This is a genomic window from Xylanimonas allomyrinae (assembly GCF_004135345.1).
Lineage (GTDB): Bacteria > Actinomycetota > Actinomycetes > Actinomycetales > Cellulomonadaceae > Xylanimonas > Xylanimonas allomyrinae.
In genome coordinates this window covers 279633-299925 of record NZ_CP035495.1, presented here as the reverse complement: position 1 = coordinate 299925, position 20293 = coordinate 279633, and the positions used below count along the sequence as shown (strand labels likewise).

Sequence of the window (20293 nt, the reverse complement as noted above, 5' to 3'; positions counted from 1 at the left end):
CACCGCGAGTCTCACCGAGTGGTACCGCTCGACCCGACCAGGACGCGCAGAGCCGACTCGACCCCCGCGTCGCGCAGGTCTGCCATGAGCGCTGCGGTCTCGCCGATCGTCAGCCCCGCCATCGGCGCCCTCGTCGGCCCCACGGGCATGCCCAACGCCCCCAGGCCTGCCTTGGTGGTCGCCACACCTGGGTGGCGGAACACCGCACGGAACACCGGCAGCAGGCCGACGTGGATCTCCTGCGCGGCGACGACGTCGCCCCGCGCGTACGCCTCCTGCATCTGCCGCAGGCGATCCGCGACGAAGTGACCCACCACACTGACGAACCCGCTGGCACCGATCGCGAGGAACGGCAGGTTCAGCGCGTCGTCGCCGCTGTAGACCCGAAGGTCGGTCTCACGAAGGACCCAGGAGCTGAACTCGAGATCACCCCGAGCATCCTTCAGAGCCGTGATCCTCGGGTGTTCGGACAGCAGTGCGACCGTGCCGGCGTCGATGCCCACGCCGGCACGCTTCGGGATGTCGTAGAGCATGACCGGCAGCGACGTCGCGTCGGCAATCGCGCGGAAGTGGTCGACGAGCCCGCGCTGCGATGGCCGGGAGTAGTAGGGCGTGACCACGAGGAGCCCGGCCGCGCCGGCCGCTTCCGCCTGGTGCGCGAGCTCCACGCTGTGCCGCGTGTCGGCGGTCCCGACCCCGGCGACGACCTTCACGCTCGGGTCGACGGCGTCCACGACCGCCTCGATCACCGCGCGCTTCTCAACGTCCGACGTCGTGATCGACTCACCCGTCGTCCCGTTCACCACGAGCCCGTCGTTCCAGCCCGTTCGCGTGAGGTACCGCGCCAGGCCTTGAGCCGCGTCGACGTCCAGCGTGCTGTCGTTCCTGAACGGCGTGACCATCGCGGTCAGGATCCGTCCGAAGTCCGTGCTTGTCGTTGCGTCCATCAGGGATACCACCCTCACCGAAGGGGAGCGAGTCACTCCATCGAGATGCAGATGTTCTTCACCTGCGTGTACGTCGTCAGGGCCGCGACACCCTTCTCCCTCCCGTATCCGCTGTTCTTGAAACCCCCGAACGGGAGCATGGGGCCGTCACCCGAGCTCAGACAGTTGACGTAGACCTGGCCGGCGTCCACGGAACGCGCCAGCGAGAGCGCACGCCCGACGTCCCGAGTCCACACGAACGCCGCCAGCCCGAAGTCCGAACCGTTGGCCAGGGCGGCGACGTCGTCGGCGTCGTCGAACGCCACGACGCTCAGCACCGGCCCGAAGATCTCCTCGCGGGCGACGCGCATGGACGGGGTGACGCCGGTCAGCACCGTCGGCCGGAAGAAGTGGCCGCCGTCGAGGCCAGGAGCGTCCGCACGGCCTCCGCCGACGGCGACGCGCGCACCCTCGCGGACCGCGCCCTCCACAAGACCGGTGATGCGGTCGAGCTGGGCCCGGCTGATCACCGCGGACACGTCCGGGTCTGCCATCCCGGGACCGATCGTCATGGTCCTGACGACGCCGACGAGGTGATCGACGAACCGGCGCTGCACGTCGGCATGGACCAGGAGCAGGGACGGCAGGTCGCAGCTCTGCCCGTTGGCCTCGACGAAGCCGCGCGCGAGCTGCTCCGCGGCCTTCTCGATGTCCGCGTCGGGGTACACGATGACCGGCGACTTGCCACCAAGCTCCATGACGCAGGGCGTCACGTTCGCCGCCGCACGGGCGGCGACGCGGGCACCCGTCCGTACCGAGCCCGTGAACGTCAGGATGTCGACGTCCGGATGGGAGCTCAGCGCCTCGCCTGCCACCGAGCCCAGGCCATGGACGACGTTGACCACGCCGGCAGGCACCCCGACGTCGAGGAGGACCCGGCCCAGGACCAGGGTCGACAAGGGAGCAAGCTCCGGCGTCTTGACGACGACGGTGTTGCCCGCGGCGAGCGCTGCTCCGACGGAGCGCGCGGCCATGTTCACCGGGAAGTTCCAGGCGTTGATCTGCCCCGAGACGCCGTAGGGCTGGCGCTGCGCGACGTCAAGGAGATGCGGGCTGACGGGAATCTGCTCGCCGTGCACCGAGGCGGCAGCGTTCCCGAAGAGTTCGAGGTACCGGGCTGCGAGATGCACGTCGGCCCGAGCCTGGCTCAGAGGCTTTCCGCAGTCCAGGGTCTCCAGCGCGGCCAGATCGTCGTCCAGCTCCAGCAGTCGGCGCGACGCCGACTGCAGGAGCCGGCCCCGCTCGACGGCGGAGGTGTCGAACCAGACCTCACGGAACGCCTTCCTGGCCGCCCGCACGGCGGCATCGACGTCGGCGGGCGTGCCACGAGCGACGGACGCGATGCGCCGCCCCGACGCGGGGTCGATGGTGTCGATCCATCCTCCGTCCGAGGCGGGCACCTCCTGCCCGTCGATGAGGTGGCGGCAGGTCTCGACGTCAAGCCGAGCCGCGACCACGGATCGACCGGCGTCCTCTTCGGGCAGCACCACCGTGGGGGCCGCGCTCGTCTCGATGACGGGGGGCATGGTCACGTGACTGACTCCTCATCTGGCTCGGGTGAGACCTCTGCGTGCCGGGCCGACGGGCCGTCGTGGGCAAGGACGTCGACGGACACGGGCCGGATCGGGAACCGCCCTCGCGGCGGCTCGTCAGGGATGGCGGTGGGCGGGACTCCTGCGGAGGCGTCGAGCATCGCCTGCACGACGTGCCGGCACGTGCGGCCCTGACACAGCCCCATACCGGCGCGAGTTCCCAGCTTGACGCTCGCGATCGACCCGGCACCCACCCCCGCGACGGCCGAGACCGTCCGCGCACTGACGTTCTCGCAGCGGCACACGATCGTGTCGGGGGTCAGCCACGTCGTCACGCCGTCTCCGGTCCGGAACATCGGGTCCAGGCTCCGACGGAACCGCAGGAGCTGCCGACGCCGGCGCTCAGCCTTGCGCCGAGCAGCCTCCGCTCCTTCCGCACGCCCCGCCGCGACGGCAACCGCCAGACCCGCAAGCTCGCCCTCGACGGCGGCCAGCTCACGGCCGCCGACACCGGCGCAGTCCCCCACCGCGTACAAGCCCGGGACGGTCGTCGCGAGCTCCGCGGACCGCCAGGGCAGCCACACGCGAGCGCGCGCATCCCAGTCGAGGTCGGCGCCTGCCTGCGTCACCAGGTCGGTCGAGGACGAGAAGCCCTGGTTGAGCAGCAGGCTGTCGCACTCGATAGACCGGCGCGAGCCTTCCGCGACGACGTGCCAGCTCCGGTCGACCTTGCGGACGTCGACGGCCTCGACCGCGCGACCACCGCGCACCTCGGTGACGGCGTAACCGGACAGGATCGGCACCCGGGCGGACAGGATGTCCTTGACGTAGCCGGCGCCCTCGACCAGCGTGCGCCCTCCCCGCGCCAGCCCCGCCAGGTCGCGCAGTCCTGGGCGCGGTGTGCTGGCCTCGACGATCGCCCTGACCGACACGCCGGCACGAATGAGCTGACTCGCGGTGGCGAGGAGCAGGGGCCCGGTCCCGGCCACGACGGGAGCCCGGAACGGGAACACGCCGCTCCCCTTGAGCAGCGTCTGCGCCGCACCGGCCGTCATGACGCCTCGCGTCGTCCACCCTGGGACCGGGAACACCTGTTCGACCGCGCCCGTCGCGACGACGACGGCTCTCGCCGACGATGCCCGCCCCTTTCCCGCGACGTCCAGCGAGACCATGAACCCGGGATGAATGCCGACGCACGTCGTGCGGTTCAGGAACGTCACTCCTGCCGGGACGACAGCCCCGGCAGGCGAGCAGCCCGGGCGCGGAAGCCGCCGACGCAGAATCTGTCCCCCGACGTCCTCGTTCTCGTCAACCAGCAAGACGCTCAGGCCGGAGCGCGCCGAGACCTCGGCCGCGGCAAGACCGGCCGGACCCGCGCCGATGACCACGACGTCGTAGTCGCGTTCGCCCGCCTCCGGCCCGGTCACGACGCGACCTCCCGTCGCGTCTCGACGACCATCCCGTCTGCGACCGGCGTCAGACAGGCGCGGATGGTCCGTCTGCCGTCGATCCAGACCGCGCAGTTGTAGCAGCTCCCCATACCGCAGAAGACCGAACGTGGCGCACCTCCGGAAGCGGCTCTCCGGAACTCGCCATCGAGATCGCAAAGGAGCGCCGCGGCCACGGTGATTCCCCGCGCCACCTGGCGCTCTCGCCCGTCGATAGTGATCCTGGCCGTGGGCTCCGCATATCCCAGGATCGCGCCGCACGTCATGACGTCACGTCCACGGCCCGGACGCGGCCGCCGGAACGGCTCCACTCGCCGACGTCTTTCCCGCGAAAGCGATCAGGGTCAAAACGGCGGAGTGCCTCGGTCAGCTCGTTGTCAATTCGGGCTCCCGTGACAATGGATGCGATCAGCTCGGCCGTCACCGGAGCAAGGCCAATCCCCTCGCCTTCATGACCCGTGGCCAGCAGATATCCGCTCGCACCACTGGTGCCCCCGATGACCGGGTGATTGTCGGGGGTCCACGGACGGAGCCCAGCAAAGGACCGGACGACCTTGACGTCACCGAGAACGCTCATGAAGCGGACCGCGCGCGCCGCGATCGCACGCACCAGCGCCGGGTCGACCTCGAGGTCGTGGCCCACAAATCGCCGCGAGCTACCCAGAAGCACGTTGCCCGCGGCCGTCGGCTCCGCCGTCGTCACAGGTGCCTCGTAACGGTCGTTCGAAGCACCCTCGCGCAACGTCATGTACTTGGCCTCCGACACGGCTCGCCGCAGGAGGCCGTGCGCCCGCTCCGTCACCAGCAGCACTCCTTGACGAGGCCGGATCGGGATCGGCGGACCTCCGTCGACCGCGAGGTCGGCCGACCACAGGCCCATCGCGTTGACCACCCATCGCGCGCGCACGACTCCCTGGTCCGTGTCGACGCCCAGCACGCGGTTGTCCTTGCTGGTCAGCACTCGCCGCGCACCAACCCCGGACATCAAGGTCGCCCCCCGAGCCACGGCGTCGGCGAGGAGGCCGAACACGACGGCCGGCGGATAGACGGAGGCGTCGTCATGGCAGTCGATGCCCGCGACGACAGGGCCGTCCAGAGCAGGCTCGCGCTCGCGCAGCTCCCCCTCGTCGAGGTACTCGGCTCGAACACCGACGGACTGCAGCCAGCCAACGCGGTCACGCCCCGCCGCAGCCTGCGCCTCATCGGTGTAGAAGACCAGGCTGCCCCGCTCGTGGAACCGCAGATCCGTGTCCAGGACCCGAGCCCAAGACCGGTATCCCTCGAGGCTCCGCTTCATGATCGCGACACCCTCGCGATCCGCCTTGGTCTGGACGAGCAGGTTTCCGTCGCATCGACCCGAGCTTCCGGCACACGCTCGGCGAGCCTCGATAACGGTGACATTCACGCCCGCCACTGTCAGCTCTCGCGCAATTGCGGCGCCGATGATTCCGGCACCGAGAACGACCACGTCCGGGTCTCGCGTTGCCGATCTTGCGAAGTTTGACATGGAACCTTCTACGGGTGTTGGAGCCCACGTCGCCGGACGAGGACAAGACCGTCGACCTGATCCGAGAGTAAGGAGGAGCACCACACATGGGTGCAACCGAGTCGATCCCAGTGATTCACCATGCGTATTGCGACTCTTCCCCGCGGATGATTTCCGTGCTTCCCTGACGCGGCTCTTCCAGGCGCAGCCGAACACGGCCGAGCGGGCGCGGGCGGCGGCCGGTCGTCCCTGCGGATCACCCAGGTCGCCCCGGACATCTACCCGCTGTCCGTGCCGCACCTGGGCGCGGACGACGAGGCCATCGCCGCCGCCGTCGCGCGCCTGGGCCGCCCCCTGGACGGGCAGCACGAGACCCTGCTGCGGTTCGCGGACGGCTGGGAGGACGGGTTCCAGTCCGGCGACCTGCTGTCCACCGACGAACCGGGCCAAGGCCCGTTGTGGGAGCACGCGAACCAGTGGCGGACAGCCGCACCGGCGGGCCACGGACACCGTCTCCGTGACGGGGAACGCCCGGCCCGTCGTTCGGTAGCCCACGACGAAGACGGACCGCACGCGACGTCGTAACGCGAGGCGCCGCGATGCCTTCGCCGGGCGCTGCCACGCGGCGTGCCGGGCGACCGCGCCGCGCCAGCACTCGCCGACGCACGGAGGCCGGCCCGCCGTCGGCCAGCTCGGCGATGTCCACGTCGACGGCGTCAGGGCCGAGCGGGCCCTAAGCGGCATCGACGACGAGCAAGCAACGGTGGCGGCGAGCGCTCCCGTCATTCCGCGAGCAGTCCGCAGTCCAGCCTCGAAGGATCACACCCTGAAGTCCGGGTCATGTCGTCGCCACGGAGTGAACGACGATGGCGGCCTCAGACGACTCGGGTGTTGAGCCTGCGGGCAGTTCAGCGTGCACCGGCCTCGCCTGGTCGCACACGATCAGCAGAGGCGCGCGTGCAGACACGACCACGGATGCCTGGCCGATCGCGAGCCTGTCACGGGCCACGGGTCTCGTGACCGAAGCAGCGCGCGAGGTGCGTACTCAACGCTCCCACGGACGACGGCGGCTCGGGTCGTACTGACGGCGGCGGTGGACCTGCAATGCGGAGACTTCCTCCGGACTCAGCCGCTTGCCTGAGCGCCAAGCTTCAATTGTCTGCTCTCTTGTATCCCAGAACGCGACAGTGAGGATTGAGCCGTCCCGGTCGACCAGGTATCCAAGGCCACCACGAATGCGCTCGAAACAGAAGAAGCACTCCCCTCGAGCCCCGAGTATTCGAGAGCGTTCAGAGCCTCCGGAGGTATACCCATCATTTCACTAATGTATGTGAGTCCGGCCTCGAGACTCGTAATCTCCGTCATCGTCAATCCCCTCCAGAAGAGGCCGCGGCATCCCAGTTTGCGCCGTTGCCCATGTCGGGCGGCCATCCGCTGATCCGTCCGCCCTGACCGTCTACCGTCCTGACTCGGTCTCCATCGTAGGCGGCGTTGAACCAGTGGCCGGGCTCATCTGGACCGCGATCAGCGCGGACTCGATCTCTTTCGGGGACATCTGGACCTGAGGGCGACCGATCGCCTCGGCCATCTCGTCAATACTGTCGGTGTAGTCAATAGCTGGCCGAACGGGCGCCCCGCCGAGAGCGTCATGTGTCGAGTGCGCACACGACCCGTAGTTTTCCGCTCACTCTCCTCCGAGGTGGAAGTTCGGGTTGACGTCTCCGATCCATTCTCGAGCATCGTCGATGATCGATGCGTCGCCAGGGCGGGCGGGAAGCGGCCCGACCTCATCCAGCGTGGTCCCGACCGAACCTCCGCTCATGATCTCGTCCCGTGCCAGCACGGCAACCTGACCGACCGCGACCCGGTGCGCGGCCACCGCAGTCTCCAGCACCACCTGACCCGCGACAGAACCCGGAACCGCCCCTGCCTCGCCAGCAACGATGCCCGCGACCGTCACAGACGGCGCACCGCCGGGAAGACTGTCGCAAGCCGGCCCAACCCCACCCAGAAACCGCGAGCCCGAGACCCCACGGATGCCAGCCCGACCACGCGGCACCACCGCGCCGCGCCGCGCCGCGGTAGGCAACCCCATCTCAAGCCGCTGCCAGCCTGGTACGACGAAGGCCCCCGTTCGCTTTCGAACGAGGGCCCTCGCGGTGTGGTGCGCCATCAGGGACTCGAACCCCGAACCCGCTGATTAAGAGTCAGCTGCTCTGCCTATTGAGCTAATGGCGCGCGCGGAGAAGATTACCAGGCTCCGGCGGCGGTTCGTGCATCGCCGTGGCGGCACGCGCCGCCGCCGGAGGCCCGGTGGTCCGGCACCTCTCAGGCGAGCTCCGGCTCTTCCTCGAAGGCCCCGGAGAACTGCGACTGGTACAGGGCGTGGTAGGCACCGCGCCGCTCAAGGAGCTCCTCGTGCGTGCCCTGCTCGACGATGTCGCCGTGCTCCATCACGAGGATGAGGTCCGCGTCGCGGATCGTCGACAGACGGTGTGCGATGACGAACGACGTCCGCCCGCTGCGCAGCGACGCCATGGCGTGCTGGAGCAGCTTCTCGGTGCGGGTGTCGACGGAGCTCGTGGCCTCGTCGAGGATGAGGATCGACGGCTGGGAGACGAATGCGCGCGCGATCGTCACGAGCTGCCGCTCCCCCGCCGACAGGTTCGCGGCGTCCTCCTCGAGCATGGTGTCGTACCCGTGCGGCAGCGAGTGGACGAACCGGTCCACGTACGTCGCACGGGCGGCGTCGAGCACCTCCTCGTCGGTCGCCGACTGGCGGCCGTAGCGGATGTTCTCCCGGATGGTCCCGGCGAACAGCCACGTGTCCTGCAGCACCATGCCGGTGCGGGCGCGGGCGTCGTGGCGCGTGAGCTCGGCGACGTCCTGCCCGTCGACGAGGATGCGCCCGCCCTGCGGGTCGTAGAACCGCATGAGCAGGTTGACCAGCGTCGTCTTGCCGGCCCCGGTAGGACCGACGATCGCGACCGTCTGGCCCGGGTGGACGGTGAAGGACAGGTCGCGGATGAGCGGCTTGTCCGGGCTGTAGGAGAACTCGACGTGCTCGAACGTGATGGTGCCGTCGCCCTCGACGGGCGAGGGCGCGTCGTCGGCGTCGGGCTCCTGCTCGGGCTCGTCGAGGAGCTGGAACACGCGCTCGGCCGACGCCGTCCCGGACTGGACGACGGCGACCATGCCGCCGAGCTGCGACAGCGGCTGCGTGAACATCTGGGCGTACTGGATGAACGCCTGGACGCTGCCCAGCGTCATCGACCCCCCGGCGACCATGAGCCCGCCGAGCACGGCGATGCCGACGTACGACAGATTGCCGACGAACGACATCGCGGGCCAGATGACGCCCGAGAGGAACTGGGCCTTGAACGACGCCTCGTACAGCTCCTGGTTGTCCTGGTGGAACCGCGCCTGGAAGTCGCCCCGGCGGCCGAAGACCTTGACGAGGGCGTGCCCGGAGAACGACTCCTCGACCCGGGCGTTGAGCCGCCCGACCTTGCGCCACTGGATGCCGAACGCCTTCTGCGACTTGGGGCCGATGACGCCGAACACGACACCCATGAGCGGCAGCGCCACGAGCGAGACGAGCGCGAGCTGCCACGAGAGGGAGAACATCATGACCAGCACACCGATCACGGTCAGAACGGCGGTCAGCGCGCCCGACAGCGACTGCTGCATGGTCTGGGTGATGTTGTCGATGTCGTTGGTGACGCGTGAGATGAGCTCGCCGCGCTGCACGCGGTCGAAGTAGGCCAGCGGCAGGCGGTTGATCTTCTCCTCGACCTGCTCGCGCAGCCGCCACATGGCCTTGACCATGACGACGTTGATGATGAACCCCTGCGCCCAGCCCAGCAGCGCCGAGACCACGTACAGCACGAGCACGAACATCAGGAGCTGGCCGAGGCGGTCGAAGTCGATGCCCGCACCCGGCACGAACCGGTCCATCGCCGCGATCATGTCGGCGAACCGGTCCTGGCCGGCGGCGCGCAGCCCTTCGACGACCTGGTCCTGCGTGGTGCCCTCGGGCACCTGCCCGCCGAGCTGGCGCGACACGAAGCCCGTGAAGACGACGTCCGTCGCACGCCCGAGGATGCGGGGCGCCCACACGGTGAGCACGACGCTCGCCACGCCCATGATCGTCACGACGACGAGCGCGGTCTTGTGCGGGGACAGCAGGCCCAGCATGCGGAAGAACGCGGCCTTGAAGTTGTCGGCCTTGCCGGGCGCGACCGAGTCCCACGAGTCGGCCGCGATGCGCGCCTGCTCGCCGAGCTCGATCTCGAGCCGTTCCTCGTCCGTCAGCTCCGGCTCCTGGCCGGTCGCTGTCTTGCCGGTGATCCGCTCGCTCATGCGCCGGCCTCCCCTGCACTCGCGGAAACGGTGAGCTGGGACTCCGCGATCTCGCGGTACGTCTGGTTGGTCGCCAGCAGCTCCTCGTGCGTGCCCATCCCGGCCAGGCGGCCGTCCTCGAGCACGAGGATCGCGTCGGCGTCGGTCACGGTCGACACGCGCTGCGCGACGACGAGCTTGGTCACCTCCGGCAGCTCACGCCACAGTGCCTGGCGCAGCCGCGCGTCCGTGGCGACGTCGAGTGCCGAGAACGAGTCGTCGAGCACGAGCAGGGCGGGGCGGCGCAGCACGGCACGCGCGATCGCGAGCCGCTGACGCTGACCGCCCGAGACGGTCGTGCCGCCCTGGGAGATGCGTGCGTCAAGCCCGCCCTCCATGGCACGCACGAAACTGGCGGCCTGCGCGATCTCGAGCGCCTGCCACACCTCGTCGTCCGTCGCGTCCTCGCGCCCGAGGCGCACGTTGGACGCGACGGTGCCCGCGAACAGGAACGGACGCTGCGGTACCAGGCCGATGCCCGACCACAGCGTCTCCAGCTCGAGGTCGCGCACGTCGACGCCGCCCACGCGCACCGCGCCCGACGTTGCGTCGATCAGGCGGGCGACCAGGGAGATGAGCGTCGTCTTGCCCGCGCCGGTCGACCCGACGACGGCGACCGTCTGCCCCCGGCGGACCCGGAAGCTCAGGTCCGACAGGACGGGCACCTCGGCACCCGGGAAGGTGAAGGTCACGGCGTCGAACTCGACGGTCCCCGGCTCGGGCAGCGTCCGCACCGGATCGGTGGACTCGACCAGCGTCGACGTCTCGTCGAGCACCTCGCTGATGCGCTCGGCCGACACCGCGGCGCGCGGGATCATCACCGTCATGAACGTGGCCATGAGCACGCCCATGAGAATCTGGCCCACGTACTGCATGAACGCCAGCAGCGTGCCGATCTGCACCCGTCCGGCGTCGACCTCGATCGAGCCGAACCAGATGACACCCATGATCGTGACGTTGAGGACCAGCATCACGACGGGGAACATCGCCACGAACAGCGACCCGACCTTGCGGCCCACGACCATGATGTCGGTGTTCGCGATGCGGTAGCGCTCGGCCTCGATGACCTCGCGCACGAACGCCCGCACGACGCGCACGCCGGTCAACTGCTCGCGCATGATGCGGTTCACGGCGTCGAGCTTGAGCTGGTAGGACCGGAACAGCGGCACCATGCGGCTGACGATCAGGCCGGCGATGAGCAGCAGCGCAGGCACCGAGACGGCGATCAGCCAGGAGAGCTTCACGTCCTGCCGCAGGGCCATGATGATCCCGCCGACGGCCAGCAGCGGCGCGCTGACCAGCATCGTCGACCCCAGCATCGCGAGCATCTGGACCTGCTGGACGTCGTTGGTGTTGCGCGTGATGAGCGAACCGGCGCCGTACTTCGACACCTCACGCTCCGAGAACCCGCTCACGCGCGCGTACACGGCGTCGCGCACGTCACGGCCCAGCGCCATCGAGGCCTGCGCGGCGAACCGTGTGGCGATGACGGCCGCGACGATCTGCCCCAGCGAGACGGCGAGCATCAGCCCGCCCGTGCGCCAGATGTAGTCCGTGTCCCCCAGGGCGACGCCCTGGTCCACGATGTCGGCGTTGAGGCTCGGCAGGTAGAGCATCCCCAGCGCGGCGAGGAACTGGAACACCAGCACGCCGACCAGGTGCCATCGATAGGGGCGCAAGAAGCGCCAGAGCAGTTGTCGTAGCACGAGAGTCGTCTCCAGGAGGATCGTCGGTGCGAGGCACCGCGGGCGGCCGCGTGGCGCTGGCCGTCGTCGGAGTGCCGCACGAGCGTAAACGTGTGCGATCGAAGCGGCCAACGCAATATCCCACCGGCTCAAGCGTTCTCCGCGGAGGTTGGCTCCGGGTGACGGGACGCCTGGCTGCGGGTGCGGATCTCGGCGGGAGACGACGGCGACTCGACCTCATCGTCAGGGCGCCGCTCCGTGCCGCTAACCCGCCGCTGGCCCTCCACCGGACCCCGGAACGACGAAGGCCCTCGCCCGTTCTCGGACGAGGGCCTTGCCAGTGTGGTGCGCCATCAGGGACTCGAACCCCGAACCCGCTGATTAAGAGTCAGCTGCTCTGCCAATTGAGCTAATGGCGCGCAACGAGGGGATACGTTACCAGCCCTTCAGGCGAGCAGAGAAACCGATGCGCCCCTCGCGCCTGTGACCTCGGTGACAGACCACACCGAGCGGACGTCAGAGGTACAGCCCGGTCGCCTCGGTGGCCTCCTGCCGCTGGCTCACGCCGTGGACGTCGCGCTCCCGCAGCAGCACGTAGTCGGTGCCGCCCACCTCCACCTCGGCGCGCTCCTCGGGGTCGAACAGCACGCGGTCGCCCACGGCGACCTGCCGCACATGCTCGCCCTTGACCACGACGACGGCCCAGGCGAGCCGCTTGGGGCCCACCGCCGTCGCCGGGATGACGAGGCCGGCGGACGACTGCCGTTCCGACGCGTCAACCTCGGGCTGCACGAGCAGCCTGTCGAACAGCATGCGGATCGGGATGCTCGGGGTGGTGGCCGTCGAGGCCGGCTCCGTGGTGCTCACGAGCCAACGCTAGACGACGGCGCCAGGGTCGCTAGGCTCGGTGTCTGCTTGTCCCCGTGCACAGAGGAGTTCCCGTGCCCCGTCTCGCCGCCGGCGACGTCGCCCCGCCCTTCATCCTCCCGACGTCCGACGGCGGTGAGGTTGCGCTGGCCGCCGCGCTCGCCGTCCCCGGCCGGCGCGGCGTCGTCGTCTACTTCTACCCGGCTGCGATGACGCCCGGCTGCACCACCGAGGCGTGCGACTTCCGCGACTCGCTGGCGTCGTTGCAGGGCGCCGGCTACGCCGTCGTCGGGGTCTCTCCCGACGGCGTCGACAAGCTCGCCCGGTTCGCGGAGCGCGACCTGCTGACGTTCCCTCTGGCATCCGACGCCGACCACGCCGTCGCGGACTCCTACGGCGCGTGGGGCGTGCGCAAGCTCTACGGCAAGGACGTCACGGGGATCATCCGGTCGACCGTCGTCGTGGCGCCCGACGGCACCGTCGCGCTGGCGCAGTACAACGTCAAGGCCACCGGGCACGTGGCCCGGCTGCGCAAGGCGCTGCGGATCGGCTGAGGGCCGACCGAGGGTCGACTGCTGGTGCCGAAGGCGGGACTCGAACCCGCACGCCGCGAGGCACGGCGACCTAAGCGCCGCGTGTCTGCCAGTTCCACCACTCCGGCTAGCCGGGCCATTCTAGGCGGAACCGGGCAGGTCACGCCGCCGTCGTCGTGCGCGTCGCAGACGGTGCAGGTTCCAGCGCGCCCGCCGCTCTGACCGCGCCCGCCGCGAGAGACCGACTACTGGCGGCCACGCAGATGGTCGCGAGCCTTGTGGAGGTAGGGTCCGACCGCCTGCGCCGCCGTCGCGAAACCCGGGCCCGATGCGGCTCCCGTGCGCGCACGGTGCGCGATCCCGGCGGCGATGACCGCGATCTTGAACGCCGCGAGCGCCAGGTGCTGCGCCCACCCGTGGAGCTCGACCCCCGCCACCGCCTCGTACGACTCCGCCAGCGCGTCCGGCGGGGGCAGCCGGGTGCTGGTCCACGCCGCCGGTTCCCCCACGATGAGGTCGAACGCGGGGTCCCGGTAGGCGCACATCATCGCCAGGTCGGCGGTCGGGTCGCCCAACGTGGCCAGCTCCCAGTCGACGACGGCGGAGATGCGGCACCGGGACAGGTCGACGAGGGTGTTGTCGACGCGGTAGTCGCCGTGGACGACGCCCGTCCTGACCTGCTGCGGCAGGTGCTCGCGCAGGCCCGCCGTCACCTCGCCCGCGAGCGTGTGCCACTGCGGGGGGCCGACGAGCTCCCACTGCCCGGACCATCGCCGCAGCTGGCGCTCCGCGTAGCCACCGGTCCGTGCCAGGCCGCCGAGGCCGATCGCCTCGGGGTCGACGGCGTGCAGCGCCGCGAGCACGGTCACCAGCTCGTCGACGATCCGGCCGACGGCGGTGTCGTCGACCGTGTCGAGGTCGCCGCTGGTCTGCAGCGTCGCGCCCGGCACCAGCTCCCAGACCGCGAACGGGACGCCGAGGACGGTCTCGTCCTCGCACGCCGCCACGGGACGCGGCACCGGCACCGCGGTCCCGTGCAGCGCTCGTGTGATCCGGTGCTCGCGCACGACGTCGTGCGCCGTGGGCGTCCGGCCGGTGCGCGGCGGCGTGCGCAGCACCCACCGGCTCACGCCGTCGGACAGGCGGTAGGTGAGGTTGGAGCGCCCCGCGGCGATCAGGTCGGCCGTCATCGTGCCGGCGACCGGCTCCCCCGAGCGCCGGACGGCGTCGGCCACGGCGGCCAGCGCTCCCGGGTCCAGCGACGCCGTCACGCGGGGCCTCCGGTCCGGGTGCCGGTGATCTCACGCACCGCGCGTCGGGCGATCGACCACCGGTGTACCTCGGAGGGTCCGTCGTAGATCCGGAACGGCCGGATCTCCCGGGCGATCTTCGCGACGGGGAGGTCCGCAGAGACGCCCAGCCCCCCGCACAGCTGCATCGCCCGGTCGGCCACGCGGTGCAGCGCCTCGGCGGCGAAGGTCTTGACGATGGACGTCTCCTTCGACGCCCGGCCGCCTTGGTCGAGGATCACGCACGCCTGCTGGAGCAGGGCGCGGGTGGCCGCGAGGTCGATCTCGTTGTCGGCGATGAGCTGCTGCGCCAGGCCGAGCCCGGCGAGCGAGGAGCCGAACATCGTGCGAGACGCGGCGTACTGCACCGCGACCTCGTGCGCGCGCCGTGCCGCGCCGGTCCAGCGCATCACGTGCGTCATGCGTGCGGGCCCGAGTCGCACCTGCACGTAGCGCAGTCCGAGGTCGACCTCGCCCAGCACGTCCTCGTCCGGCACGAACACCCCGCGCAGTCGCAGCTCGCAGTGGCCGCCGAGCATCGAGGCGTCCATCGTGGTGACGTGGCGCACCACCTCGATGCCCGCCCGGTCGGCGGGCACGAGGAACATCGTCGCGCCGCCGCTGTCACCGGGCTCGCCGCTCGTGCGCGCGAACACGATGAAGAACCCTGCGCCGTCGGCCCCGGTGATGAGGTGCTTGTGCGCGTCAAGGAGCCAGCCTCCGTCGACCTTGGACGCCCGGCTGGTCAGCGCCGCCGGGTCGGCTCCCGCGCCGGGCGCCGGCTCGGTCATCGCGAACGCCGATCGCACGTCCCCGCGCACCAGCGGCGCCAGGTACCGCTCGCGCTGCGTGCCGCGCGCGACCTTGTCGAGCAGGTGCACGTTGCCCTCGTCGGGTGCGGCGACGTTGAGCGCGAGCGGGCCGAACAGCGAGTATCCGGCCTCCTCGAACACGGCCGCGCGATCCACCATGCCCAGGCCGAGGCCGCCGTGCTCGACGGGGCCGTGCGGTGTCAGCAGTCCCGCCTCGCGGGCCTTCGCCTGGAGCCGCAGCCGCAGGTCGTCGCCGCCTGCAGCGACGACGTCGCCGTCGTACGTGTCGTCGACGGGCAGGACGTGCTCGGCGACGAACGCTCGCGTGCGCCGGGCCAGGTCGTCTGCCGTGCTCATCCGAGGCCCCCTCATCGATCGCTCCAGCGCGGCTCACGCTTCTCGGCGAACGCGCGGGCGCCCTCGGCGGCGTCCGCGCTCGCGAACACCACGCGCATCGCCTCGTCGTTGGCCTCCCACGGGTCTCGGCCGGTCCAGTCCGGGTCCCGGTCCGACCCTGCCGCCGCCGCCTGGTACACCATGCGCTTGGCGTGCCGCAGCGCGAGCGGGGCGTTGGCGGCGATCCGCCGGGCGAGGCCGATCGCCTCGCGCTGGAGGTGCGCCGCAGGCACCACGCGGTTGACCAGGCCCCACTCGCGGGCCGTCGCCGCGTCGATCCCGTCGCCGAGGAGCACCAGTTCCAGCGCACGCTTGAGCGGAACCTGACGTTGCAGCCGCACCACTCCGCCGGCCGCCGCGAACAGTCCCCGTGTGACCTCGGGCAGCCCGAACGTGGCGCTCTCGGCCGCGACCACGAGGTCGCAGGCCAGCGCGATCTCCGTGCCGCCGCCCATCGCGTACCCGTGGACCGCCGCGACGAGCGGCTTGTCGATCCAGTGCCGGACGATCCCGCCGAGCCCCCACTCGGGGTGCCCGTCGGCGGTGATCGGACGCCGCAGGGCCAGCTCCTTGAGGTCCGCTCCCGCGCAGAAGGCGCGTCCGGCGCCGGTCACGACGACCGCCCCGACGCCCGGGTCGGCCGCGGCCCGCTCCAGGCCGTGCCCGACCGCCGTCGAGAGGGCTGCGTTGACGGCGTTGAGCGCGTGCGGCCGGTTGAGCGTGATGACGGCGACGCCGTCGTCGACGTCGTACAACGCTGCGGGGGCGGATGACCTGGCCTCGTCTGCGGGCATCAGCGCACCTCGCGGGGGCCGGGCGCGAGGCGCCTGGCCTCGCGCGCCGAGGGACGGGTGTCGCGGCGAGCCATCTCAGATCCTCTCGACAAGGGTCGCGTTGGCCGAGCCTCCGCCCTCGCACATGGTCTGCAGGCCATAGCGCCCGCCGGTCTGCTCAAGGTGGTTGACGAGCGTCGCCAGGAGCCGGGTGCCCGAGCCGCCCAGCGGGTGACCGAGCGCGATCGCACCGCCGCGCGGGTTGAGCCGCGCCTCGTCCGCACCGAACTCCGCGGCCCAGGCGAGCGGCACGGGAGCGAACGCCTCGTTGACCTCGAACGCGTCGATGTCGTCGATCGACAGACCGGAGCGCCGCAGGATCTTGTGCGTGGCGGGCAGGGGTCCGGTGAGCATGATCTCCGGGTCGGATCCCGCGACGGCGAAGGCGTGCAGGCGGGCGCGCGGGCTCAGGCCGAGCCGCTCCGCCGCCTCGCGGCTGGTGATGAGGGCCGCCGATGCACCGTCGGTGAGCGGCGAGGCGTTGCCCGGGGTGATGACCCACTCGATCTCGGGGTACGCCTGGGAGAACCGCTCCTTGCGGAACGCCGGCTGCAGGCCCGCGAGCGCCTCGGCTGTCGTTCCCGGGCGCACGGTCTCGTCGACCGTGTGCTTGCTGCCGTCGGGCAGCACGACCGGCACGATCTCGCTCTCGAAGCCGCCCGCTGCCGCCGTGGCTGCGGCCCGCTCGTGGGACCGTGCCGCGTAGGCGTCGAGCCGCGCCCGGTCGAAGTTCCATCGTGCCGCGATGAGCTCGGCGCCGATGCCCTGGTGCGGCAGGCTGGGGAACCGGCCGGCGAGCGGCCCGTGCGGGTCCCCGCCGGCGGCCGCGGAGCCCATCGGCACGCGGCTCATCGACTCCACGCCGCACGCGATCACGACGTCGTAGGCGCCAGCGATGACTCCTTGCGCGGCGAAGTGGACCGCCTGCTGGCTCGACCCGCACTGGCGGTCGACGGTGGTGCCCGGCACCGAGATCGGGAACCCGGCGCTGAGCAGCGCGGTCCGTCCGATGTTCAGTGCCTGGTCACCGGCCTGACCGACGCAGCCGGCGATGACGTCGTCGACGACGCCGGGATCGAGGCCGTTGCGCTCGACCAGCGCCGACAGCACGGTCGCGAGCAGATCCGCGGGGTGGACGCCGGACAGCGCACCGCCGGGCTTGCCTCTCCCGGACGCGGTGCGGACGACGTCGATGATCACGGCCTCGGTCATCTGCGTTCCCTTCTGGGCTCGTGCGGGGATGGCCCGCGACGTCCTTGTCTTAATGAGCGCTCGCTCAGTATCGTGACGGCAGTCACACCTCTCGTCAAGACCCGCCGATCGAGGAGCGCACGCCATGAGCCCTCTGACCTTCTTTCGCCTGGACGGACGCGCCGTCCTGCTCACCGGGGCCAGCTCGGGGCTCGGCCTCGGGTTCGCGCACGCGCTCGCCGCCGTCGGTGCGTCTCTGCTCCTGGTCGCGCGGCGCGGCGACCGCCTCGCCGCGCTGGCCGACGACCTCTCGGCCGCGGGGGCGCGGGCGGCGACGTTCGTCGCCGACGTCAGCGACCCCGATCAGTGCCGCTCCGCCGCCGCAGCCGCCGTCGACGAGTTCGGGCGCATCGACGTCCTGGTCAACAACGCCGGGGCCGGCACCTCGGTACCGTCGTCGCGCGAGACCGAGGAGGGTTTCCGGCGCGTGCTGGACGTCAACCTCTGCGGGACGTTCTGGATGTCGCAGGCCTGCGCGCCCCACATGCCGCACGGCTCGGCGATCGTCAACGTCGCGAGCGTCCTGGGGCACGTGGCGCCGCGCTTCCCCCAGGCGGCCTACGCCGCGAGCAAGGCCGGTGTCCTCGGCCTGACGCGCGACCTCGCCCAGGAGTGGTCCTCACGCAAGGGCATCCGCGTCAACGCGCTGAGCCCCGGGTACTTCACCAGCGAGATGACCGAGCGCGACGGCGACCAGCTGCGCGCGATGGTCAGCCGCGAGAGCATGCTGGGCCGGTTCGGCGAGCAGCGCGAGCTCGATGCCGCGCTCGTGTTCCTCGCCTCCCCCGCGTCGTCGTACATGACCGGGGCCTCCCTCGTCGTCGACGGAGGCATGTCCGCCCTGTGACGGCGTGCCCGCGCGTCGTCACCGCGGCGCCATGCGGATCGCGCCGTCGAGACGGATCGTCTCCCCGTTGAGCATCGGGTTGCCGACGATCGCTGCCACCAGGTCGGCGTACTCCGTCGGCGAGCCGAGCCGGCTGGGGTGCGGTACCTGCGAGCCCAGAGACTCGCGCACCTCGTCGGGCAGCGCCCCGAGGAGCGGCGTGTCGAACAGGCCGGGCGCGATCGTGACCACACGGATGCGCAGCGGCGCGAGGTCGCGCGCGATCGGCAGAGTCATACCGACGACGCCGCCCTTGGACGCCGAGTACGCGGCCTGGCCCACCTGGCCATCGAATGCCGCGACCGAGGCCGTGTTGACGACGACGCCACGCTCCTCCCCGTCCGGCTCGTTGGCGGCCATCGCCGCCGCCGCGAGCCGCACGACGTTGAACGTGCCGATGAGGTTGACCGTCACGACACGCGCGAAGTCGGCGAGGGGGAACGGCCCGCTCTTGCCGACGGTCCGGTGCGCGCTCCCGATTCCCGCACAGTTGACCGCCACGGCCAACGACCCCTCGTCGTTGGCCAGGGCGACCGCGTGCGCGACGGCGTCCTCGTCGGTGACGTCGGCGCCGGCACGACGCACCGCGGGTCCGAGACGATCGAGGGACGAACCGTCCGCCGACGGCAGGTCGACGGCGACCACCCGTGCGCCGTCCGCGGCCAACCGGGCCACCGTCGCCAACCCGAGACCCGACGCAGCACCTGTGACGAGCGCGGTCTTTCCGTGAAGCCTCATGCCGTGACCTCCTCCTTCGCGGCGCGCCGACGCGCACCATGCCACTTACCGATCGCTTGCTCAATGGTTGAATGACGCCGTTCGAGTCCGCTGCGCAGGAGGCGACGAAAGTGGGGACGATGACCGAGACGCCTGTGCCCTCGTGGCGGGACTTTCCGCCCCTGTCGCTGCCGCCCATCCTCCGCGCAACCCTGGATCAGGTCGTCGCGCACGGCTACGACGCCACCAGCGTGCGCACCATCGCGCGCCAGGTCGGCGTCACCGTGCCTGCTCTCTACTACCACTTCGAGAACAAGCAGGCGATGCTCGCCGCGCTGCTCGACCACGCCATGTCGATCGTGTCGTCGCACGTCGATACCGCGCTCGACGAGGCCGGGGAGGACCCCGCGCGCCAGTTCGCCGCGATGATCGAGGCGATCTGCCTGTACGTGGCCCACCACCCCGACCTCGCCTTCCTCGACTCGGAGCGGCGGGCACTGACCGGCGATGGCCTGGCCCGCTACGTCGCACACCGCGACCGGATCGAGCGCCGGCTGCGCGCCATCATCGAGAACGGCTGCGCGGCGAGCGTCTTCGCCACGCCTGACCCCGAGGGCTGCGGCCGGGCGATCCTGTCGATGTGCCAGGGCATCGCGGGCTGGTACCGCCCCGACGGATCGGACGCCCCGCAGGACGTGGCGCGCCGCTACGTCGCCATCGCGCTCGCCGCGGTCGAGCACGTCGCCCGCTGAACCGGAGAACGGCCACCGGCCGACGTCAGGGACCGCACGACGGTCCACGGCCACGACCCCCTCGTCGTCCGGACGCAGGCGAAGGCACCCAACGGTGCTCGCCGACTGACTGAACGCTCGCTCAGCGGGCGCTCGCTGCCGAGGCTAGGGGACCGGCCCGGGCGTACGCAAGGCACGAGCACTCCACGGCCACGCCGTGGCCGTCCGAGGTGCGCCCCTCGGCGCCCGGCGCCGCGCGTGAACGCGCTCGCGAAGAGGTACGCATCCACCGTGGCCCAGCACGGCGAGGACACGGCGACGCGGGGGTTGAACTGCGCGCGACCCGTGGGCAGCCGCGGTTAGTTGCCCCGGCGCGCAGGAAGCGTTGCGTGGGCGCGCACGGGGAAGGTGCCCCGCCGGGTGCTGGTCCTCCGACCCGA

18 protein-coding genes and 3 tRNA genes are annotated in these 20293 nt (G+C 71.1%); 4 read left to right on the top strand and 17 right to left on the bottom strand.

Annotated features, from left to right (window positions below; translation table 11 throughout):
- Positions 1 to 11: 11 nt before the first annotated feature.
- The 5 genes from dapA to ET495_RS01320 are packed head-to-tail and all read right to left on the bottom strand — an operon-like array spanning position 12 to position 5473.
- A complete protein-coding gene (gene dapA / locus ET495_RS01340) occupies positions 12 to 947 on the bottom strand; it encodes a 4-hydroxy-tetrahydrodipicolinate synthase (RefSeq protein ID WP_129201999.1) in 936 nt (311 codons plus the stop codon).
- 32 nt (positions 948 to 979) lie between these two features.
- Positions 980 to 2512 carry an aldehyde dehydrogenase family protein gene (locus ET495_RS01335; RefSeq protein WP_245993388.1) on the bottom strand — a complete coding sequence of 511 codons (1533 nt, stop codon included), beginning with the start codon at positions 2510 to 2512 and terminating at the stop codon, positions 980 to 982.
- 2 nt (positions 2513 to 2514) lie between these two features.
- Positions 2515 to 3945: an NAD(P)/FAD-dependent oxidoreductase gene (locus ET495_RS01330; protein WP_162616322.1), complete on the bottom strand. Its 1431-nt coding sequence runs from the start codon at positions 3943 to 3945 to the stop codon at positions 2515 to 2517.
- Positions 3942 to 4232 carry a (2Fe-2S)-binding protein gene (locus ET495_RS19580; protein ID WP_129201994.1) on the bottom strand — a complete coding sequence of 97 codons (291 nt, stop codon included), beginning with the start codon at positions 4230 to 4232 and terminating at the stop codon, positions 3942 to 3944. The genes ET495_RS01330 and ET495_RS19580 overlap by 4 nt, the downstream gene beginning before the upstream one ends.
- Positions 4229 to 5473 (bottom strand): NAD(P)/FAD-dependent oxidoreductase, encoded by a 1245-nt coding sequence (locus ET495_RS01320; RefSeq protein ID WP_129201992.1) that lies wholly within the window; start codon positions 5471 to 5473, stop codon positions 4229 to 4231. The genes ET495_RS19580 and ET495_RS01320 overlap by 4 nt, the downstream gene beginning before the upstream one ends.
- A 270-nt stretch (positions 5474 to 5743) precedes the next feature.
- Between ET495_RS01320 and ET495_RS01315 the strand changes: the two genes are divergently transcribed.
- Positions 5744 to 6037: a hypothetical protein gene (locus ET495_RS01315; protein WP_129201990.1), complete on the top strand. Its 294-nt coding sequence runs from the start codon at positions 5744 to 5746 to the stop codon at positions 6035 to 6037.
- Positions 6038 to 7136: 1099 nt separating this feature from the next.
- Here the strand turns inward: ET495_RS01315 and ET495_RS01310 are convergent.
- The 6 genes from ET495_RS01310 to ET495_RS01285 form a co-directional block, all read right to left on the bottom strand.
- Positions 7137 to 7412: a hypothetical protein gene (locus ET495_RS01310; RefSeq protein ID WP_129201988.1), complete on the bottom strand. Its 276-nt coding sequence runs from the start codon at positions 7410 to 7412 to the stop codon at positions 7137 to 7139.
- Between the two features lie 202 nt (positions 7413 to 7614).
- Positions 7615 to 7690, bottom strand: a tRNA-Lys gene (locus tag ET495_RS01305).
- A 90-nt stretch (positions 7691 to 7780) separates the two neighbouring features.
- Positions 7781 to 9814, bottom strand: coding sequence for an ABC transporter ATP-binding protein (locus tag ET495_RS01300; RefSeq protein ID WP_129201986.1), 2034 nt, complete (start codon positions 9812 to 9814; stop codon positions 7781 to 7783).
- Positions 9811 to 11559, bottom strand: a complete 1749-nt coding sequence (locus tag ET495_RS01295; protein ID WP_129201984.1) for an ABC transporter ATP-binding protein — start codon at positions 11557 to 11559, stop codon at positions 9811 to 9813. Before ET495_RS01295 ends, ET495_RS01300 begins: the two co-directional genes overlap by 4 nt.
- A 322-nt stretch (positions 11560 to 11881) precedes the next feature.
- Positions 11882 to 11957, bottom strand: a tRNA-Lys gene (locus tag ET495_RS01290).
- 97 nt (positions 11958 to 12054) lie between these two features.
- A complete protein-coding gene (locus ET495_RS01285; protein ID WP_129205825.1) occupies positions 12055 to 12351 on the bottom strand; it encodes a GroES family chaperonin in 297 nt (98 codons plus the stop codon).
- A gap of 128 nt (positions 12352 to 12479) precedes the next feature.
- On the opposite strand from ET495_RS01285, the gene ET495_RS01280 reads away from it, so the two are divergent.
- Entirely contained in the window at positions 12480 to 12959 is a 480-nt protein-coding gene (locus ET495_RS01280) for a peroxiredoxin (protein ID WP_129201981.1), read from the top strand.
- Positions 12960 to 12981: 22 nt separating this feature from the next.
- Here ET495_RS01280 and ET495_RS01275 read toward each other — a convergent pair.
- The 5 genes from ET495_RS01275 to ET495_RS01255 all read right to left on the bottom strand — a co-directional run bounded on the left by ET495_RS01275 (position 12982) and on the right by ET495_RS01255 (position 17480).
- Positions 12982 to 13066, bottom strand: a tRNA-Leu gene (locus tag ET495_RS01275).
- Positions 13067 to 13183: 117 nt separating this feature from the next.
- Positions 13184 to 14209, bottom strand: a complete 1026-nt coding sequence (locus ET495_RS01270; protein ID WP_211340887.1) for a phosphotransferase family protein — start codon at positions 14207 to 14209, stop codon at positions 13184 to 13186.
- Entirely contained in the window at positions 14206 to 15396 is a 1191-nt protein-coding gene (locus ET495_RS01265) for an acyl-CoA dehydrogenase family protein (protein WP_211340886.1), read from the bottom strand. Before ET495_RS01265 ends, ET495_RS01270 begins: the two co-directional genes overlap by 4 nt.
- A gap of 11 nt (positions 15397 to 15407) precedes the next feature.
- Positions 15408 to 16229 carry an enoyl-CoA hydratase-related protein gene (locus ET495_RS01260; RefSeq protein ID WP_129201978.1) on the bottom strand — a complete coding sequence of 274 codons (822 nt, stop codon included), beginning with the start codon at positions 16227 to 16229 and terminating at the stop codon, positions 15408 to 15410.
- Between the two features lie 75 nt (positions 16230 to 16304).
- Entirely contained in the window at positions 16305 to 17480 is a 1176-nt protein-coding gene (locus ET495_RS01255; RefSeq protein WP_129201976.1) for a thiolase family protein, read from the bottom strand.
- Positions 17481 to 17604: 124 nt separating this feature from the next.
- On the opposite strand from ET495_RS01255, the gene ET495_RS01250 reads away from it, so the two are divergent.
- On the top strand, positions 17605 to 18366 hold the full coding sequence (locus ET495_RS01250) for an SDR family NAD(P)-dependent oxidoreductase (RefSeq protein WP_129201974.1): 762 nt from the start codon (positions 17605 to 17607) through the stop codon (positions 18364 to 18366).
- An 18-nt stretch (positions 18367 to 18384) separates the two neighbouring features.
- Here ET495_RS01250 and ET495_RS01245 read toward each other — a convergent pair whose 3' ends face one another.
- Positions 18385 to 19143 (bottom strand): SDR family NAD(P)-dependent oxidoreductase, encoded by a 759-nt coding sequence (locus tag ET495_RS01245; RefSeq protein ID WP_129201972.1) that lies wholly within the window; start codon positions 19141 to 19143, stop codon positions 18385 to 18387.
- 119 nt (positions 19144 to 19262) lie between these two features.
- Between ET495_RS01245 and ET495_RS01240 the strand changes: the two genes are divergently transcribed.
- Positions 19263 to 19874, top strand: a complete 612-nt coding sequence (locus ET495_RS01240) for a TetR/AcrR family transcriptional regulator (protein ID WP_211340885.1) — start codon at positions 19263 to 19265, stop codon at positions 19872 to 19874.
- Positions 19875 to 20293 lie beyond the last annotated feature (419 nt).

Excerpts from the sequence above, each read along its gene's own strand:
- dapA (WP_129201999.1), bottom strand. The coding sequence starts at position 947 with ATGGACGCAACGACAAGCACGGACTTCGGACGGATCCTGACCGCGATG.
- ET495_RS01335 (WP_245993388.1), bottom strand. The coding sequence starts at position 2,512 with ATGCCCCCCGTCATCGAGACGAGCGCGGCCCCCACGGTGGTGCTGCCC.
- ET495_RS19580 (WP_129201994.1), bottom strand. The coding sequence starts at position 4,232 with ATGACGTGCGGCGCGATCCTGGGATATGCGGAGCCCACGGCCAGGATC.
- ET495_RS01320 (WP_129201992.1), bottom strand. The coding sequence starts at position 5,473 with ATGTCAAACTTCGCAAGATCGGCAACGCGAGACCCGGACGTGGTCGTT.
- ET495_RS01300 (WP_129201986.1), bottom strand. The coding sequence starts at position 9,814 with ATGAGCGAGCGGATCACCGGCAAGACAGCGACCGGCCAGGAGCCGGAG.
- ET495_RS01285 (WP_129205825.1), bottom strand. The coding sequence starts at position 12,351 with ATGCTGTTCGACAGGCTGCTCGTGCAGCCCGAGGTTGACGCGTCGGAA.
- ET495_RS01265 (WP_211340886.1), bottom strand. The coding sequence starts at position 15,396 with ATGAGCACGGCAGACGACCTGGCCCGGCGCACGCGAGCGTTCGTCGCC.
- ET495_RS01260 (WP_129201978.1), bottom strand. The coding sequence starts at position 16,229 with ATGCCCGCAGACGAGGCCAGGTCATCCGCCCCCGCAGCGTTGTACGAC.
- ET495_RS01255 (WP_129201976.1), bottom strand. The coding sequence starts at position 17,480 with ATGACCGAGGCCGTGATCATCGACGTCGTCCGCACCGCGTCCGGGAGA.
- ET495_RS01250 (WP_129201974.1), top strand. The coding sequence starts at position 17,605 with ATGAGCCCTCTGACCTTCTTTCGCCTGGACGGACGCGCCGTCCTGCTC.
- ET495_RS01245 (WP_129201972.1), bottom strand. The coding sequence starts at position 19,143 with ATGAGGCTTCACGGAAAGACCGCGCTCGTCACAGGTGCTGCGTCGGGT.
- ET495_RS01240 (WP_211340885.1), top strand. The coding sequence starts at position 19,263 with ATGACCGAGACGCCTGTGCCCTCGTGGCGGGACTTTCCGCCCCTGTCG.